Source organism: Planktothrix rubescens CCAP 1459/22 (assembly GCA_904830895.1).
In the GTDB taxonomy this organism is placed as follows: Bacteria; Cyanobacteriota; Cyanobacteriia; order Cyanobacteriales; family Microcoleaceae; genus Planktothrix; species Planktothrix agardhii.
The window spans coordinates 2,972,296-2,989,121 of record LR882958.1 but is presented as its reverse complement, the minus strand read 5'-3'; the positions used below and the strand labels follow the sequence as shown (position 1 = coordinate 2,989,121).

Sequence of the window (16,826 nt, the reverse complement as noted above, 5' to 3'; positions counted from 1 at the left end):
TAAGTTTCACGTCAGGAATATAGCCTAAACCAAACTCTTTGGCGGTTGCTGACAATATATCCTCCCTAATCTTCCATTGTTTCAGCTAGAACTTTTGCTAATAATTTAACTATTGCTGCATTATCGGATTTTGATTTTTTACTAACGGTGATTTCCGGTTGATATTGAACTTGAGTTAATTGAGTTTTCGCTTGTTCTAGTTCGGTTTTTAGTTTGGTGATTTCCTCTTTTTGTTGATGAAACTGGGAAACATATTGTTCTAACTCGACCTGCACTTCATCCAGTTGAAATTGAGTTAATTCTAATTCTTCTCGAACTTCATGCAGTTCTGAGCGAGACTGGTCAAATTGTTTCTGGGTTTGTTTAAGGTTGGTTTGAGATTGTTCTAATTCCTGTAATATTTGATCCCGTTGAGATTCTAACTTAACTAAAATTTCTGTACCTTCATCCAGTTGAACTTGAGATTGTTCTAATATTAACAAAACCTCTTGGTATTGGGACTGTAAAATTTCTAACTCCTGTTTGGTTTCTTGAAGTTGCTTGGCAATTGGAGATAGGGGTTTAACCGGATGAATTCCGTCCTCAGTCCTAACAGTTTGACGCACATAAAATGCTTCTCCCCAAGCGGGATGGTAAGGAGTATCCTCGGCAACAATATCAAATTGATAGTCGGTGAGAAACTGATTAACTTCTTCGGCTAAGGCACCTCCTTCAAATAGTTCTTGATAATGAACATTGGTGTAAATAGCATCTAGGTTATTCAGGAGTTGGGTAGCACCTTCCAAGGCCAAAAGTTCAGCGCCTTGGATATCGAGAATCAGAATATTAAAATCACTAGGAGATAGGTTCAGTTCTTCCAGGAGAGTATCCAGAGTGTGCGAGGAAAGGGTGAGTTGTTGAATTTCTTTAATATTGGGGTAAATTTCGCTGTACTGTTTCCAGGGCAAAATAGAACTGCTAGACTCAAGGGAAGTTAGGTGCAGAGTAACGGTGTCGTTATGGTTGGCAATAGCAGCCTGAACCACCTGGATATTGGGACTATTGGCAAAATTCTCTTGCAGTCGTTCAACGGCGCCTTGGTTGGCATCAATGACTAGGATTTTAACAGTATTGGGGAGGTTGAGACGTTTGAGGGTTTTGCCATCGTAAGCACCAATCAAGATAATGCCGCGTGGGGTGATGTTGTGGTGTTGGCAGAGGTCGGGAAAGTTGAGTTTCATGGAGAGGGTTGCTTGAGGTCTAATGATTTGAGTTTCCATTGTATCAGGTAGTAGAATTGAATTAACGGAAACAAACCATTAATAACTGATCCTATCCTTATTTATAACGTCCATTGCTAGGAGTACCAATATGTTTACAGAAGAAAAAGTGACTACTAATGTTGAAGATAAAGATATTCAATTAATGAATTTAGAGGAGTTTTTTGAATGGTATCCTGATGGTCATGGTCGCTTTGAATTACATAATGGAGTTATTGTTAAAATGCAACCGACAGGAACTCATGAACAAGTAGCGGGCTTTTTAGCTTTGGAACTGGGTGTGGAAATTAAACGTTTAAATTTGCCATTTTTTATCCCCAGACAAGGGCTTGTTAAAGCAATAGACTCTGATAAATCAGCTTATATTCCTGATGTGATGGTATTAGATTTTAATGCTATTATGAATGAATCTATGTGGAAAAAGCGATCGACGATTACTCAAGGAACAAGCATTAAATTAGCGATAGAAGTCGTGAGTACCAATTGGCAAGATGATTATTTAATGAAACTAGGAGAATATGAAAAATTAGGTATAGGTGAGTATTGGATTGTTGATTATTTGGGTTTAGGAGGTCGGCGCTATATTGGTGATCCCAAACAACCGACTATTTCGGTTTGTAGTTTGGTGGAAGGAGAATATATGGTAAATTTATTTAGGGGTAAAGATATAGTGCGATCGCTTACTTTCCCAGAACTTAATTTAACGACCGAACAGATATTTCAAATCGGGCAATAAACCCCTATTATAATCTATAATTAAGTAACAAAAACTTTAATCTCAATGATTTTCATTGTCTAACCTTAGTAAAAATTGATGAATGTCAGTCTCAAGATTTTCTTTTAATTTTAATGCTTTATCCAAATTGATTTTAAGTTGTTCATACTCAATGGTTGCACTATAGGCATGACGAAAAAAGTGACAGAAGCCTCGCAAATTATTCAAAATAGCATGGGTATTATAAGATAAAAATGCCGGACGGATATCAGGAATTTCGATGGTCATTCTCTGGAGTAATAAACTATGCCATTGGCTAGAGTTACTAATATTATTTTCAAAGCAACTAGCCACTATTTTCAGTAAGTCCTCAGTGGCACAGTATAGGTTTTGACATCCACCCCGCAGTAAAACGGGCGGGGATTCCCAAACCTCACGATTTAGGTTTCTGCTTCATAGCACCCGCCTTTACAGATTTACTCTGTTCAGGTCTTACAGTCGCTCCACAGACTGACACTGCGAGTCCCGCAGCCAAAATATTTTTACTCGCGTTGAGATCTCGGTCATGGATTACCTCACACTTAGGGCATTTCCATTCACGAATATTTAGCGGCAATTTATCCATTGTGTGACCACAGTTCCCGCAGCGTTTAGTAGGGAACCATTGGTCAATCTTAACTAGATTACGCCCATACCAAAGACACTTGTAATCTAATTGCCGAATCAACTCACTCCATCCGCTATCAGAAATAGCCAGTGCGAGCTTGTGGTTTTTGACCATATTCTTAACTGCTAACGACTCAACGGCAATCGTTTGATTTTCGCGTACCAAGTTAGTCGTCAGCTTATGCAAGAAATCTTTACGGGAATCTGCAATTTTAAGGTGAACTTTTGCTACCTTAATCCTCGCTTTTTCCCTATTCTTGGAACCTTTTTGTTTACGAGAAAGATTCTTTTGCGCCCGTTTCAATCTTTTGTAATGCTTCTTAAATTGTTTGGGGTTAGACACTTTTTCACCGTTGCTGGTAGCAATCAGGCTTGTAATACCCAAGTCAATCCCAATCGCATTATCATTAACAGGCAATGGCTTAATTGTTGGATCATCGAAACGAATGGAAATATGCCAACGTCCCGACGGGTGCATCTTAACGGTTACAGAGGACGGCTCACATCCTTTTGGAATCTGCCTAGACCATCGAATATCTAAAGGCTCAACACTTTTCGCCAGGTAGATTTTTCCATCTTTAAACTTAAATGCCGACTTTGTAAATTCAGCACTACCACCATTCCTTTTTTTCTTGAAGTTGGGATATTTTGCCCTTCCTGCAAAGAAATTAGCAAATGCCGATTGAAGATGTCTCAACCCTTGTTGTATTGGTACACAGCTAACTTGATTAAGAAAATCCAAGTCTTCTTGTTTTTTCCATTTGGTCAGCATAGAGGATGTTTGGTTATATCCAATTTTTTCTTGTCTTTCGTACCATCCTTGAGTTCTCTCATGGAGAGCCTTGTTGTAAACCAACCTTACACAACCCAAAGTGCGTCGCAATAGCGACTCTTGCTCTGGACTTGGGTAAAATCGGTAATTGAATGCTTTTTCCATACCTCACATTATAGTATATCTTTTTGTGAATGTGTTAAATTAAAAATATCAAAGCCGTCGTAGAACGACGGGGTTTCTACCCAATTTTTCGATGAATTTGATAGGCAATACTTTCTAAGATTACGTCATCATCTACTGCCAACTTCGCAACCCTATCTAGTAGTTTTTGATGAATTCTTTGTATATCATTCATCTGACCCTCTAAGTCAACTTTTAAAAGGATGAGTTTATTGCTGTCCATGGAATACCTGTTTGTCTAATCCGATCGCCAAAGTGACATTTGTAAAGTTCAATTACATCCACATCACGCCCCATAGTCTCAGAAATAAAGCCAATTACAGCAAAAAAATCATCGGGATTAATTTGCTCAACAGCGATATAAATATCAGAGTTTTGATGAAATCTTTGGGGTTGTGTTAGCGAGCCAAAAATATAGGCTGTTTGAATACCATACTGCAATCCATGTTCATCTAGCCATTCCACAACTTTTTGCAACAATTTTTGACGTTCTCTCTCATTTTGTTCATAGCGATCGCGAATAATTTGATCTAACTTAGACGTCTCAAAGGGAGTAGTTAATTTCATACTTGATGTCCTTCGGGAAAAAAATCCTCATCTACCAACTCTTCCCAAGTATAAGGGCAACCTTGAGGAAAAACCTTCTCGTCCAGAAAAGTCTCTTTACTCGCTCCTTTGCGTCCATACTTATACCCCTTACTAACGGCTTCTTGGATTCGAGTTTGCAATCCAGGATTATCCTCAAGGATACGTTCTATTTGAATTCTTTGCTTGTCAATAGAATGTCGCCAACTTGGGGAGCGACGTTCTTTCTGATATTGCCATTTCAACAAATGCAAGGTTAGCTGTTCAATTGCAGATACAAACGCTCGATATTCACTGCGTCCCAAGTCTTCAATCTCCTCAATAATATTGCTCCAATCCACTTGATCAAATTTTTTTTCCCGCAGTAATTGAGCCTGTTGACAAGACCAAGTATAAAAATCATTCTCGTAAAGATTATGTTGAATCATATTTTCTGTTTTGCTGATAGGCTAATCTCATTGCTTGAATAGGGATTTCAACCATCTCTATCTTAATCCAAAGATTTAAACAAAGGCGGTTGAAACCGCATCTACACAAACAAGACCCGCCGACACGGGTTGAAGATTTCACCGGTCGGATTTTTCTTTTCAACCCCAAATACCATCTTTGTCCGCGAAGGCGGACATCGTTTGTGTAGCCGCGATTTCAATCGCCTTTTAATTACCCGGCTTTATTCCTTTCTACCACTTTTCAACGAAAAGTGCACTAGGGGAAGTTGTGATCGCCTTGAGGCAATTTCTCGTCCGTCTTGATAACAATCTTCAAGAATTTCCTTAAATCAAGTCTGGATCAATCCCTAGCTCACGCAACTTAGCCGCCAACTTAGCCGCCCTTTGTTCAGCTTGATGTTGAGCCTGTTCAGCCTGATGTTGGGCTTGTTCAGCTTGATGCTTGGCTTGTTCCATCTCTCTTGGGCTAAGTAATTTAGCTCCTGACTTGGGTGCATAAAAACGCATCTCACCATTTGCCTCTAACCATAGCTCTAAGCCCAGTGTTTCAGAATAAACCCAGAGGCGATCGCCATGAATTTGCTCTGAAATTGGTAAATAATTGCCTTCAATCAAACGAAATCCTTGCAAAGATGGCTTCAAATAGTCAGCAGTCGGATCATATTGAAAATATTCTTCCACTCCCAAATAAGCATATAAACCTCTTTTCGTACCACGATCTTCACTCTTCGTACTTTTTGAAGTAATTTCCAGTACAAAGTCAGGGATTTTGCCCTGTTCCTCCCATGTCTTGTAGGAAGGGCGCTTTTTTTTCTCAACGCCAAACACCACAAACACATCGGGGGCTACGACTGCTTTGGGGTTGCCCTGTTCGTAATAGATAAATAAATTTCCAGAAACATAAACATTAGCATTTTCTTGAAAATAACTGTCTAAGGCTTCGACACCATAAATCAAGTAATCTCTAGTTGCATCACTCTCAGCCATTGGCAAGCCATCACTATCAGGATAAGTAACATCAAAAAGTGAATATCTGAGGGAAGTTGTCATAATTGAGACCCCATAAAACCCGATCTTAAGACTAGGGTAACATATTCACCATTTCACCAGACAAGCTTCAAACAAAGGCGGTTGAAACCGCATCTACACAAACAAAACCCGCCGACGCGGGTTGAAGATTTCACCGGTCGGATTTTTCTTTTCATCCCCAAATACCATCTTTGTCCTGATGGTGCACGGATATCGTTTTTTTGTTCTATCCATTCCCCTAATCGCTAATTTCCACAATCGCTTCTCCAGCTTCTAGCATTGGTAATGCTTCGGCAAAAGTATTGCTCAAAATCAGTCGCAGGTTTCGGTTAGTAACATTCCCACAAGTCAACCAGAGAATTTGAGGAGGAGTTCCTAAACGAGTAACTAACTCCACAAAATCGCTGTCTTTACTAACAATAACCGTCCCTGGGTTCCTGGCAGCATTGAAAATCTCTATATCTTCAGCATCTCGTAACCCCAAATCTCTAATAGCCGTAGCATTAACATTAAAAGTTTCGACCAACCAATTAGCTAAACTTGGAGGAAGTTGGGCATCAATCCAAAAATTCATACTGTTAATTTAGGAATATTAGTTCGTCGGGCAGCAAACAACAAACAAGCTTGAATATCCTCCGCCTCCAAGTCGGGGAAATCTTCTAAAATTTCCCCACTACTAACATTTTCTGCCAGCATCTCTAAAATATCAGAAACGCGAATTCGCATCCCTCGAATGCAAGGTCTCCCTCCACATTGCCTGGGGTTATAAGTAATTCGATTAAGCAAGCTTTTTGCAGTCATTTTAGTTACATTTATTCCTTTCTACCACCAGAGTTTCTAGCCACAGGGAATGGTTAGCATCAGCAACGCACAGATTTAGCGGTAAAGCTCGTCCTAAATCCTCATAAATCTCAACCACAGCAGCTAGAGCATCGGTGAACATTGGTCAGAGCTTCCTCAACGGTGTCACCCTCGGTCAGAAGTTCTGGCAATAATGGGGATGTCACCGTAAATCCCCCTTCAGGTTGTGGTGAGAGCAGCAATGGAATCTTATAAAGCATTTTCTGTAGATTCTCCTCTATAGAATTCACGATCACATCCTCTAAACGCCCAGTACCCCAGTGTTGGCGACATAAATGTTCAATGAGTTGGACATTGATTGATTATACAAGATGCTTTGGGAATAATTAAAGATTTAAACAAAGGCGGTTGAAACCGCGTCTACACAAACAAAACCTGCCGACGCGGGTTGAAGATTTCAATCGCCTTTTAATTACCCGGCGTGCGATCGCTGACTTTCTTAGAACTGAATTTAATAGTGAATATTGAAGACAACTTCTGCATTAAGCTGAAATCCAGTTTTCTAATTTAAGCGCGGAAATTCGGCTATAATGCCTGGTGTTATTTGTTACTAAAATATGGTTTCTAGTCAGAGCCATACTCGCAATCAGTAAATCAAAATCTGCAACGGGTTGTCCTATTTTCCTAAGTCTTGCTTTTAATTCTCCAAACATTTTTCCAGCCCGATCGTCTAGAGATATAACTTCAATATCTTGAACAAAGTTATCTACGCGACTTAAGTTTTCTGTTACTCGTTGAGAATTATAAGCACCAAAATACAATTCAGCCACAGTAATATGGCAAATATAAATCTGGCTCCATCCTATCTCCTCAATTTTGCTCCTGACTGAATTAATATTTTTCATCCAGTAAATGCAAATGTCGGTATCTAATAAATAATTCATAAACTAATATAGCAATCCTATTTGAGTTGTGTTTAAAATCCCTGATCAAAAGGGAACACCGGAACAGCCCCCCCAAACCCCCCGTGCACGGGGGGTTTGGGGGGTAGGGATCTGGGGTAATACTTCTGGCCGTTTCATATCAGTATTGAAATGTTACAACCTATTTAGGATTGCTATATCATAGTTGCTAACAGTACGGCTATCATAAATTTCTTTCACTATTTCTTCTGCTGTAAGTTCATCTTCCCAAGCACCATATTTCTCGATGAATGTGTCTAGTGGATGTGGTTTTGGACTTAGAGTAGATGGTACATCATTTTCCCTAATTTTATTTTCTAATTCTGTTGATGGATAACGCTTTTTTAGTAACTGAATGAAATCCAGTATTAAAAGTTGAGCTTCTTCCGGTAAAGTGTCAATATCTTGACAAACTTCTTCAAATTTGATCAGCATAATTAACTCCTTGAGAAGATTTAAACAAAGGCGGTTGAAACCGCGTCTACACAAACAAAACCCGGATGGTGCGCGGGTTGAAGTGCGATCGCCTTTTAATTACCCGGCGGTTAAATCCTAGGATACTCCATCGCAGCACCCGCACCGATAAACAAACATAAAATAATATTTGTCAAGTACGGATAACCGAACGTTTTATCCTGTGAAACCGAATCTAAAGACCCCGAAAGTCCCCCTTCCCCCCAAACCCCCCGTGCACGGGGGGCTAGGGGGGGTAAACCATCTCTCGTCCCAATTCCTCATAACCACAGCCTGGAGCATCGGTGAACAATTGTAGGGTGGGGATGCGATCGCTTTCCCAGAACTGAATTTAACAGCCGAATAAATCTTTAAAATAGGGAAATAAATCCTTGTTTTAATCTATGATTAAGTAACAACAAGTTGTTGAGTTGTAAATATGCAGAGAAAATTTTGGGTTACTGTTAGACAAGGAAAAATTGAATTACTTGATTCAACAGATTTAGTAGAAGGAACACAGGTGTTGGTGACTTTGATTGCCAATGATGAAGCTGAGTTTTGGCTGCAAACCAGTCAAGTTTCATTAAATGCAGTTTGGGACAACGCTGAGGATGATATTTATGCCGAATTACTCAAAAAATGAGATCATTTTGGTTCGCTATCCGTTTTCAGACTTGTTAAGTTCAAAGGTCAGACCTGCGGTTGTGGTGAGTACGCCACACCCCTCTCAAGATATTTTGATCGTACCCCTAACGAGCAGAACTGCATCTTTACTGGATGGGGAGTTTTTGCTTTCTGATTGGTCTGCCGCCGGGCTAAATGTAGCTACGCTTCATGAAAGTTGTTGCCAATGCTACACCCTTGATTCCTTTAGCCCTATTGCAACTAGAAACAGGGATATGATAATATGTTCAAATCGAAATAAAAAATTAGATCAACAAATAATTATGAAATTGAAATTGGGCAAAACCTATACACAGAAAGATAGACTAATACTCCCAGAAGATTTGATTAGAAAAGCTAATCAACAAAAGCGAGAGGGTAAACTCAATGAAGCGATCACTAAATACCGTCGTGCAATAAAGCTCAGTCCTAATTCGTTCATTTTGTATCAAAATTTAGGGGATACTTTGGCACAAAAAGGATTACTGGAAGAAGCAGTTTTAGAATTAAAAAAAGCTCTTGAATTAAATCCTCGTTCCGCATTGTCTCATAGTTACTTGGGAGAGGTTGCGATCAAACAAAAATTATTTGATGAAGCAATTTTTTATTTTGATCGAGCGATAGAGATTCAGCCTAAATCCCATAAATATTATAATAGTCTGGGCTTGGCTTTGATTGGAAAAGAAAAATATGACTTGGCTGTTAATTGTTTTCAGAAAGCAATAGAATTAAAACCAGATTCTTGTTGGGGTTATTATAATTTAAGTCAAGTATTATCAAAACAAGATAAGTTATCTTTAGCTAGTTCATATTACCAGAAAGCGATCAGGCTGAATCCACAACTATCAAACGATAGCAAAAAATCTAATAATATCGTTTCACCTCCAAAAGACAGTCTTGAGATGGCATTTACAGGTGAAAGGTATATCCCTAGGGTTAAAGGTCAAATTAGGTACGAACATTTACATCGGTATGGGCTATGTCTGGAAATCGTGCGCGGTAAGTCCGTTTTAGATATAGCCTCTGGAGAAGGTTATGGTTCGGCTATATTGTCTAAAACAGCGAGTTCAGTGGTAGGTGTTGATATTGATATAGAGTCTGTTAAATTTGCTGGGGATAAATATCAAGACAAATCGAATTTAAAGTTTATGGTTGGTCAGTGCAATTCAATTCCTTTACCCAATGAATCTATAGATGTTGTTGTTTCATTTGAAACTATAGAACATCATGATCAACATGAGGAAATGATGCAGGAAATTCAAAGGGTTCTCAAAAAGGATGGGATATTAGTTATTTCTTCTCCAAATCGCCTAGTTTATTCAGATTTGCCTAATTACCATAATCCGTTTCATGTTAAAGAACTGTATCACCAGGAATTTGTAGATTTACTTAATAAATATTTTCTATATTTTACCTTATACGGACAAAAAATTTGTATGGGTTCTTTTGTTTATTCCTTGAATGATAATGATAAATACTATATAACCCATTATACTAGCAATGATCAAGAAGTTCTGAGGAAAAATTGCTCATTAGATGATCCAGTGTACTTTGTAGCATTATGCTCAAATAATTTTAATGGAATCCAATATGCTTTAGAGTCTGTATATCTTGATAAAAACGACAGCTTAGAACGTGCATCATCAGAGACTAGCAGCTACACGATAACTGCAACAATAATTTCATGTTCACAAGATGACCCAGAAGCACTTTGGGGGTTTAATGTGGATAGAGTACAACAAACTAATACCAGTAACAGTAATGGAATTAAACTTATGTTATTAGGTTGGGTGTTAGGAAAAAAATCGAAGGTGGAGGCTATAGAAATCATCTACAATCATGTAGTAGTTAAACAAGTTTTGATTGATTTTCCCCGTCCAGATGTTGCTCAGGTTTATTCCCATGTACCTGATGCCGAGATGAGTGGATTTGAAACCATTGTTGATATAGGTGAACTTGTAGAGCAGGGAGAGTTACTAATACAAGCTGTTTGTTCAAATAAAAGCTGTATTCTACTCAAAAAAGTTCAGTTTCAGGTAGTAGCGGCAGAGAAGCAGTAATTTTTGTCTTTTTGAGCCTTATATCTAGGGGATTAGATCGACTTGAATTATAACTTATGCAGGGACGAGTCACTTGAATCAATCTCAGGGTGGATATGAATTTCAGCCATCAACATTTTTTCACCTTCGATTACAAAAGATATGTTAAATATCCCTGTGTGAATCCACTTGATCTGAAAACCACATTTTATATTGGGATTTATTTCTCCTAGAATAGTTTTTGTAACATCGTCTCTCTGGACATCGCAAGGGAAGGTTTCCATAACACCACTACCTTCAACCACAATCTGTGCTTCTTTCTCCTCTCTCGGTAAAACCCAGCCCGTTAAGAACACTTCTGTGACATTGGTAGAATATTCTGAATTGGGACTGTCAATATTATATCCAAAGATTTTCCTCTCAAATTTGTTTGGGAAATTGATTATTTTCTTGATTATTGTAAACATTGTTATATCATCTATTGACAAGTCACTTGAATCAATCTCAGGCTGGATATGAATTTCAGCCATCAACATTTTTTCACATTCGATTACAAAAGATATGTTAAATATCCCTGTGTGAATCCACTTGATCTGAAAACCACATTTTATATTGGGATTTATTTCTCCTAGAATAGTTTTTGTAACATCGTCTCTCTGGACATCGCAAGGGAAGGTTTCCATAACACCACTGCCTTCAACCACAATCTGTGCTTCTTTCCCCTCTCTCGGTAACACCCAGCCCGCTAAGAACACTTTTGCAACATTGGTAGAATATTCTGAATTGGGACTGTCAATATTATATCCAAAGATTTTTCTCTCAAATTTGTTTGGGAAATTGATTATTTTCTTGATTATTGTAAACATTGTTATATCATCAAAAGAATAACCGAGACGCTCAAAATCCCTAGCAAAAGATTGTTCTATAATTTGCCTTGATTTATTGCTGTAATATAATCTAAAATCCGTTTTTTTGCCTTCTGTCTTATTATAGTGTGGTATGTGGTGAAATAATTCAACTCCTAATTCTTGAAAAATTCTTTCAACCTCAATATCTAATTGCTCAAGTTTGACAACTTCTACTTTCCCTTCATCTATACCTTCAATGAATAGACCATATACTGATCTATTTTGGTTATTGAAATCATGGGCAACATATTCATCAAAATTCATACTAGCTATTTCGGTTAGCCTATGTTCTCTAGCAGTAATCCAATCGGGTGCTTTTTCTCCCTCTTGTTTAAGTCTCTGATAGCAGTTCACAATAAATACATAACGTGACACAACCCAATCAAAAGGATTTCTCGTGACTACTAATATCTTCATTTGCTCAAGTTGAGCTAAGGTTAATAATCTATGTGATATTATCTCTTTGATATTAATATGTCTATAGTCCACCAAAATGGTCTTACCATCATCATCCCAAATATGATCTGTGAGAACCTGTTTCCCACCAAAGTTACTAATCAAAAAATTTTCAAGGGATGAACTTCCTGCTTTTGGAACACAGATAAACAGTAAATTTATTTCTTCACATAAAATTGCCATTAGTTATATCCCGCTATAGCAGACCGATAGTAATATAGATATTCCTCTAAATCGACTTAGGCGATAATGATGTGTTCAGATCACGCATTTTAAAGCCTAAGTGACTTTTCGCTAACTCAAGTGCCGAAGAAAAACATAAAGTTGGAACGGGTCAGAAAGGGAACGATCAACTCCCACAATCTCTGCTTTCGGGAATGTTGCTTTGATCCAATTCAAGCTCATTGATGTGTCCCCATAGGTAATGTCGCCATCAACTGCTGGTCTAGGATGAGGTAAAAAAGAAAATCCATTTTGTTTGTGTGAGGAAATTAGTTGGTCAACCACACTAAGCCGTCGAGCATTTTGGTCGATATTCCAGTATTCAACAGGCCTAATTGTTATAACCAAAAGTCCGCTTGATTCTAAATGTTGAAGCAGTGTTTCAATTGCTCTAACAGTTGCCCGCTCAGAAAGATGCGTAAATACAGAAAATGCGTAAATAAGAGAAAATTTCCTCGAACCCGTTGGAAGACCCACCGGAAGATAATCGGATAAGAAGAAATTTCTCTCAAGTCCATCCGAGCGACATATCTCTATCGACCTGTCCCAAGGATCAACCCCAAAAAAGTTTTCAGAATTGGTGAAATAATACATTAAACGGGCAATGCGCCCATATCCGCAACCAAAGTCTAAAATTGATTGATTATCTAAAGTATTTCCATAAAATTTACAAAAGTTATGAGCGACTGAGCGAACGAAAGCTGTGGTTTGTGTTAGCAAGTCTATTCCCGAACTCCCTGTCCAGCTTAACTGGACTTCATTCGTCGCCATTTTGGGAAGAATCTTTGACATTTTTGGGTAGGCCATATTTGGCATAGACCAAAGAAGCATACCGAAATCATCTAAGCCAAGACAGTAGCGCAGTTGCTGAAATAATTCATCTCGTGAAGTGGAATACCTAAGTGAATTTTCTATTTTGTATAACTCTTGATTTACGATGTCTATAAACGCAGACTTAATTTCAATCTCAGCTACCAACATTTTTTCACCTTCGATTACAAAAGATATGTTAAATATCCCTGTGTGAATCCACTTGATCTGAAAACCACATTTTATATTTGGATTTATTTCTCCTAGAATAGTTTTTGTAACATCGTCTCTCTGGAGATCGCAAGGGAAGGTTTTCATGACACCGATGCCTTCAACTACAATCTGTGCTTCTTTCTCCTCTCTCGGTAACACCCAGCCCGATAAGAACACTTCTGCAACATTGGTAGAATATTCTAAATTGGGACTTTCGATATTATATCCAAAGATTTTTCTCTCAAATTTGTTTGGGAAATTGATTATTTTCTTGATTACTGTAAACATTGCTATACCTCCATTTTAGATTGAATTAATAAAACTCTCTCAACTACTGTAAAAAACGCTCTAAACCATACCATCGAACAAAAAGCTCAAAGAAACCTGGCCAGTTTAAAGGTGACGGCGCAATAGGGTTAGGAGTAGGTTTTAATTGGACTTGGGAAAAAAAGTTTCTGAGAAGTTCGGCTGATTCTATCGGGCCAATAGCTTGCAAAGATTCAAAGGTGTTCTTGCCGTGAAACCGATAGTAATATAGATCTTCCTCTAAAAAGAATGGTTCAGTATGAACTAAAGCTCGAAGTAAAAAATCCCAATCATGGCAATATCGATAATCTTTAAAAGCACCCAAAGCATTATAAAGGGCTTTACTAAAAACAAAGTTTCCTGTCGATATACTGATGCTAAATGATAAGCAAGCAAATCCCAAGGAAGGAAATTGCTTCAGCTTGATATTTTTTTGTGCTCGGAAGTAAGATTGAGCCATGTCATGAGAGTCAGTGATAATTGTATCATTATCATCAATATATTGAACCCGACTAAAAACAAATTGATGGTCTTGATTTTGCATAACCTCAACAATGCGTGAAAGTCTGTCCTGATGATACAAATCATCTGAGTTCAGAATTGCAATTAATTCACCAGTAGATTGTTTGATCCCGTGATTAATGGCATTATGAGCACCTTGATTCTGATTAAATGGGTAAAATTTTGTGCGATTATCAAACTTAGCAATCCAGCTTTTACTGTTAATAACCTGCTCAATTTTTTTGACAGAATTATCAGGAGAACAATCATCAACAATGATCACCTCTATATTGTCATAAGTTTGAGCAGCAACTGAGTTAAGACACCTTTCAACAAACTTTTCATGTTTGTAGCAAGGAATAATAACAGAAATCAGTGGATTTTGAGAAATTTTCTGCATGGGAATTATCACCAAAGATTTACAATCAACATTTTATTGTAGCCAGAGTTTTAGTCTATACCCCAATCAATCAAACATTCAGAAGAAATTTTACCTAAAAAATCCGACATTACCTTAATTAAATCTTCCTTAGCTTGAATATTCTTTTCTAACTCCTCTAAAAGATGCCAACGATAAACATCACTTTCAATCGTTATCCTTCGCAGCAGATTTAATACAAGTTGCCAATCTTCGGATTCTAACAAGGTTTGTTCAAGGTTGTCAATTCCTAGGAGTTGGAAACCGGATTTAAAGGGAATCAGTGCCAAAGGAATACAAGTATTATCTTCTAAAACAGCCTGTAATTTAAACTCTGTGTCAGATTTAAATTCGGGGTTTTTAACCTTGGTGAGAAAACCGCTATTTTCTGCTCCTGGAATGGTTGAGTGAACTTTTGCTACGTCTAGGCGCTGTTGATCAACGGGAGTTCTTTGCACCAAACGATCTTTTGATAAAATTTCAACACACTTAATAGGGATCTTTTCATTCAATATCCAGCCCTTAAAAATGATAGAAGTCATATAAACATCTACATCAAGAGGAAATGACTCTATATTCCAATACAGTCCTGAAGGAACTGAAAAAGAAATAATTTCTTGAGGTACACCTACTGTTTCTACAATTTTAGCAAGGGCTTTTAATGACCTGTCTTGTGAGAAAATCCTGTCTTCTAATTGATCAAGATATTGATTGATCCAATCAGGTGTTTTATAGGGAAAATACCTCAATAAATTCAGAATTGTTTTCCAACCCGTGTTCCCCTCTAAAGCCCTAGAGGTTGCCATCAGATAGCCATGTCCAAACTTCGTATCAGGCTCAAGATGCGCTCCTTCTGCCCATTCATTCCAAGCATTAATAAATACTAATTGTTCATCACCTGAAGAACAATGTTTGGCTTTTTCAATAGAACCGCGTAACCATAATTCATACCAATCTGGATGGAAATTTAAAAAAGCATGGGCTCCACTTTTCCGTCTGGCTGTGTTATCCCAAGATGTCATTGCTCCTGGAAAAAATTTAAAATCAGGCATTGCATCTGCAACGGCATTGATGACTGCATCTGGATAATCATAGAAATGACCTGAAAAATCTGAAACTATGGTTTCAGGTGGTGTCAATTCCTTTGCCGGTATTCCATGAGGGGGAAACTGCACAGCAGAGTCAAAGCCCAATTGAGTTGGATCAACTATTCCTGAAAAACAAGTAATCGCAATCGCTAAATGAACTTCTCCAACTCCCTGTTGTTTAAATATCTTTCTCCAGAGTTCTGTTGTGCGAATCGGATCTGGTAAAATATCGCTTCGATAAACAATCAGTAAAGGAGCACCATTGATGCGAATATATCGCTCATCTCTTAAAATATGAACAATGCTTTCAGCAAAAACTTGATTTTGTTCTAATGAGTGATCTTGTGCAATCAAGACTTCATGGGCTAGTCCATCCCATCGTCTTGTCCAATTTTCATTAGCCCAGCAGATGCAGAAGGGAAAGTCAGGTTTTTTACTGGCAACAACTTCATCAATCGGTCGATGTAATAGGCGCTTTCCTGCAAACCAATAGTAATAATAACAGAAGCCATAAATTCCATATTTTTTGGCTAGTTCAGCTTGAGCTTCTCGAACTTCAGGAAGACGTAAATCATAAAAACCCAATTCTGCAGGAATGTGGGGCTGATAATGACCTTCAAATAAGGGTTTTGCACGGCTAACATTTGTCCATTCCGTAAAACCTTTACCCCACCATAAATCATTTTCTGGAATTGGGTGAAATTGTGGAAGATAATAAGCAATTAAACGAACATCATTGGTAAGTTTGGGCTTGTTTCTCGGCTGAATTGTTAATTGAGTTAGTTCTAATTTTTGATATTCAGCCAGGGGGTAAAGTAGGGCAATATCTTCATCAGGTATTACAGGTTGATCGTTAATCAGCGAAGCCTCTAACTTTTGTCGCAGACTGAGCAGTTGTGGATTTAACTCACTTGCTTTTTCGTAAGATGCGATCGATTCCTCTTTCCTCCCTAACTGCTCTAACACCTGTGCCAAGTTAAAATAAGACCAAGCTGCGGACGGTTTTAACTCAATAGCCTTCTGAAAGGCTGTAGCTGCCTCCTCTAAGCGTCCAAATTTCCAGAGAACTTCCCCTAAATTATGATGGGACAGGTAAAAGTTAGGATTCTGATCGATTGCTTTTTGATAAATGGCCACGGCATCCTCTAACTTTCCATCTCGGAGAAGTTGATTGGCTTGCTGAAAATTGCTAACCGTCATAATTTAGCTGAGTTGAGTTGAGAACAAGGAGTGATGAAGTCTAAGTTAAAGGCTTTACTAGCCTATAAAAGATTAGCATATTCTGGAACTAAAATCTACAACAGATTAGCCGAGCGATAACTAATTGA

Annotated in this window: 18 protein-coding genes; 3 read left to right on the top strand and 15 right to left on the bottom strand. The window is 38.1% G+C overall.

Annotated features, from left to right (window positions below):
• Nucleotides 1-65: 65 nt before the first annotated feature.
• Nucleotides 66-1,259 (bottom strand): FkbM family methyltransferase, encoded by a 1,194-nt coding sequence (locus NMG86_RS14030; RefSeq protein ID WP_052338731.1) that lies wholly within the window; start codon nt 1,257-1,259, stop codon nt 66-68.
• Nucleotides 1,260-1,350: 91 nt separating this feature from the next.
• Between NMG86_RS14030 and NMG86_RS14025 the strand changes: the two genes are divergently transcribed.
• Nucleotides 1,351-1,995: a Uma2 family endonuclease gene (locus NMG86_RS14025; RefSeq protein ID WP_026786446.1), complete on the top strand. Its 645-nt coding sequence runs from the start codon at nt 1,351-1,353 to the stop codon at nt 1,993-1,995.
• A 42-nt stretch (nt 1,996-2,037) separates the two neighbouring features.
• On the opposite strand, the gene NMG86_RS14020 is transcribed toward NMG86_RS14025, so the two are convergent.
• From NMG86_RS14020 to NMG86_RS13975, 10 genes are all read right to left on the bottom strand, one after another.
• Entirely contained in the window at nt 2,038-2,382 is a 345-nt protein-coding gene (locus NMG86_RS14020) for a ribonuclease toxin HepT-like protein (protein WP_329603306.1), read from the bottom strand.
• A 25-nt stretch (nt 2,383-2,407) separates the two neighbouring features.
• A complete protein-coding gene (locus NMG86_RS14015) occupies nt 2,408-3,577 on the bottom strand; it encodes an RNA-guided endonuclease InsQ/TnpB family protein (protein ID WP_087882159.1) in 1,170 nt (389 codons plus the stop codon).
• A gap of 213 nt (nt 3,578-3,790) precedes the next feature.
• Complete coding sequence (locus tag NMG86_RS14010) at nt 3,791-4,162, bottom strand: nucleotidyltransferase family protein (protein ID WP_026786447.1); 372 nt, start codon at nt 4,160-4,162, stop codon at nt 3,791-3,793.
• Nucleotides 4,159-4,608 carry a DUF29 domain-containing protein gene (locus NMG86_RS14005; RefSeq protein WP_036833930.1) on the bottom strand — a complete coding sequence of 150 codons (450 nt, stop codon included), beginning with the start codon at nt 4,606-4,608 and terminating at the stop codon, nt 4,159-4,161. The genes NMG86_RS14010 and NMG86_RS14005 overlap by 4 nt, the downstream gene beginning before the upstream one ends.
• Before the next feature lie 345 nt (nt 4,609-4,953).
• Nucleotides 4,954-5,679 (bottom strand): Uma2 family endonuclease, encoded by a 726-nt coding sequence (locus NMG86_RS14000; protein WP_026797900.1) that lies wholly within the window; start codon nt 5,677-5,679, stop codon nt 4,954-4,956.
• Nucleotides 5,680-5,896: 217 nt separating this feature from the next.
• Complete coding sequence (locus NMG86_RS13995) at nt 5,897-6,232, bottom strand: DUF5615 family PIN-like protein (protein ID WP_026786450.1); 336 nt, start codon at nt 6,230-6,232, stop codon at nt 5,897-5,899.
• Nucleotides 6,229-6,459 (bottom strand): DUF433 domain-containing protein, encoded by a 231-nt coding sequence (locus tag NMG86_RS13990; protein ID WP_026786451.1) that lies wholly within the window; start codon nt 6,457-6,459, stop codon nt 6,229-6,231. The genes NMG86_RS13995 and NMG86_RS13990 overlap by 4 nt, the downstream gene beginning before the upstream one ends.
• Nucleotide 6,460: 1 nt before the next feature.
• Nucleotides 6,461-6,601: a hypothetical protein gene (locus NMG86_RS13985; protein ID WP_227366195.1), complete on the bottom strand. Its 141-nt coding sequence runs from the start codon at nt 6,599-6,601 to the stop codon at nt 6,461-6,463.
• A 400-nt stretch (nt 6,602-7,001) separates the two neighbouring features.
• Nucleotides 7,002-7,403: a type II toxin-antitoxin system VapC family toxin gene (locus NMG86_RS13980; protein WP_026786452.1), complete on the bottom strand. Its 402-nt coding sequence runs from the start codon at nt 7,401-7,403 to the stop codon at nt 7,002-7,004.
• Between the two features lie 153 nt (nt 7,404-7,556).
• On the bottom strand, nt 7,557-7,856 hold the full coding sequence (locus NMG86_RS13975) for a hypothetical protein (RefSeq protein WP_026797899.1): 300 nt from the start codon (nt 7,854-7,856) through the stop codon (nt 7,557-7,559).
• A gap of 457 nt (nt 7,857-8,313) precedes the next feature.
• On the opposite strand from NMG86_RS13975, the gene NMG86_RS13970 reads away from it, so the two are divergent.
• Nucleotides 8,314-8,517, top strand: a complete 204-nt coding sequence (locus tag NMG86_RS13970; protein WP_026797898.1) for a hypothetical protein — start codon at nt 8,314-8,316, stop codon at nt 8,515-8,517.
• Nucleotides 8,495-10,597 carry a tetratricopeptide repeat protein gene (locus tag NMG86_RS13965; protein WP_052338729.1) on the top strand — a complete coding sequence of 701 codons (2,103 nt, stop codon included), beginning with the start codon at nt 8,495-8,497 and terminating at the stop codon, nt 10,595-10,597. Before NMG86_RS13970 ends, NMG86_RS13965 begins: the two co-directional genes overlap by 23 nt.
• Before the next feature lie 47 nt (nt 10,598-10,644).
• Here the strand turns inward: NMG86_RS13965 and NMG86_RS13960 are convergent, their stop codons facing one another.
• The 4 genes from NMG86_RS13960 to NMG86_RS13945 all read right to left on the bottom strand — a co-directional run bounded on the left by NMG86_RS13960 (nt 10,645) and on the right by NMG86_RS13945 (nt 16,698).
• Complete coding sequence (locus NMG86_RS13960; RefSeq protein ID WP_026797897.1) at nt 10,645-12,123, bottom strand: sulfotransferase family 2 domain-containing protein; 1,479 nt, start codon at nt 12,121-12,123, stop codon at nt 10,645-10,647.
• A gap of 111 nt (nt 12,124-12,234) precedes the next feature.
• Complete coding sequence (locus tag NMG86_RS13955) at nt 12,235-13,473, bottom strand: class I SAM-dependent methyltransferase (RefSeq protein ID WP_026797896.1); 1,239 nt, start codon at nt 13,471-13,473, stop codon at nt 12,235-12,237.
• A 43-nt stretch (nt 13,474-13,516) separates the two neighbouring features.
• Nucleotides 13,517-14,392: a glycosyltransferase family 2 protein gene (locus tag NMG86_RS13950; RefSeq protein ID WP_026797895.1), complete on the bottom strand. Its 876-nt coding sequence runs from the start codon at nt 14,390-14,392 to the stop codon at nt 13,517-13,519.
• 50 nt (nt 14,393-14,442) lie between these two features.
• Nucleotides 14,443-16,698 (bottom strand): glycoside hydrolase family 99-like domain-containing protein, encoded by a 2,256-nt coding sequence (locus NMG86_RS13945; protein WP_071783088.1) that lies wholly within the window; start codon nt 16,696-16,698, stop codon nt 14,443-14,445.
• Nucleotides 16,699-16,826 lie beyond the last annotated feature (128 nt).

Excerpts from the sequence above, each read along its gene's own strand:
- NMG86_RS13945 (WP_071783088.1), bottom strand. The coding sequence starts at position 16,698 with ATGACGGTTAGCAATTTTCAGCAAGCCAATCAACTTCTCCGAGATGGA.
- NMG86_RS13990 (WP_026786451.1), bottom strand. The coding sequence starts at position 6,459 with ATGACTGCAAAAAGCTTGCTTAATCGAATTACTTATAACCCCAGGCAA.
- NMG86_RS14010 (WP_026786447.1), bottom strand. The coding sequence starts at position 4,162 with ATGAAATTAACTACTCCCTTTGAGACGTCTAAGTTAGATCAAATTATT.
- NMG86_RS14015 (WP_087882159.1), bottom strand. The coding sequence starts at position 3,577 with ATGGAAAAAGCATTCAATTACCGATTTTACCCAAGTCCAGAGCAAGAG.
- NMG86_RS13975 (WP_026797899.1), bottom strand. The coding sequence starts at position 7,856 with ATGCTGATCAAATTTGAAGAAGTTTGTCAAGATATTGACACTTTACCG.
- NMG86_RS13985 (WP_227366195.1), bottom strand. The coding sequence starts at position 6,601 with ATGTTCACCGATGCTCTAGCTGCTGTGGTTGAGATTTATGAGGATTTA.
- NMG86_RS14025 (WP_026786446.1), top strand. The coding sequence starts at position 1,351 with ATGTTTACAGAAGAAAAAGTGACTACTAATGTTGAAGATAAAGATATT.
- NMG86_RS14000 (WP_026797900.1), bottom strand. The coding sequence starts at position 5,679 with ATGACAACTTCCCTCAGATATTCACTTTTTGATGTTACTTATCCTGAT.
- NMG86_RS13995 (WP_026786450.1), bottom strand. The coding sequence starts at position 6,232 with ATGAATTTTTGGATTGATGCCCAACTTCCTCCAAGTTTAGCTAATTGG.
- NMG86_RS13970 (WP_026797898.1), top strand. The coding sequence starts at position 8,314 with ATGCAGAGAAAATTTTGGGTTACTGTTAGACAAGGAAAAATTGAATTA.
- NMG86_RS14030 (WP_052338731.1), bottom strand. The coding sequence starts at position 1,259 with ATGGAAACTCAAATCATTAGACCTCAAGCAACCCTCTCCATGAAACTC.
- NMG86_RS13960 (WP_026797897.1), bottom strand. The coding sequence starts at position 12,123 with ATGGCAATTTTATGTGAAGAAATAAATTTACTGTTTATCTGTGTTCCA.
- NMG86_RS13950 (WP_026797895.1), bottom strand. The coding sequence starts at position 14,392 with ATGCAGAAAATTTCTCAAAATCCACTGATTTCTGTTATTATTCCTTGC.
- NMG86_RS13965 (WP_052338729.1), top strand. The coding sequence starts at position 8,495 with ATGCCGAATTACTCAAAAAATGAGATCATTTTGGTTCGCTATCCGTTT.
- NMG86_RS13955 (WP_026797896.1), bottom strand. The coding sequence starts at position 13,473 with ATGTTTACAGTAATCAAGAAAATAATCAATTTCCCAAACAAATTTGAG.
- NMG86_RS14005 (WP_036833930.1), bottom strand. The coding sequence starts at position 4,608 with ATGATTCAACATAATCTTTACGAGAATGATTTTTATACTTGGTCTTGT.
- NMG86_RS13980 (WP_026786452.1), bottom strand. The coding sequence starts at position 7,403 with ATGAATTATTTATTAGATACCGACATTTGCATTTACTGGATGAAAAAT.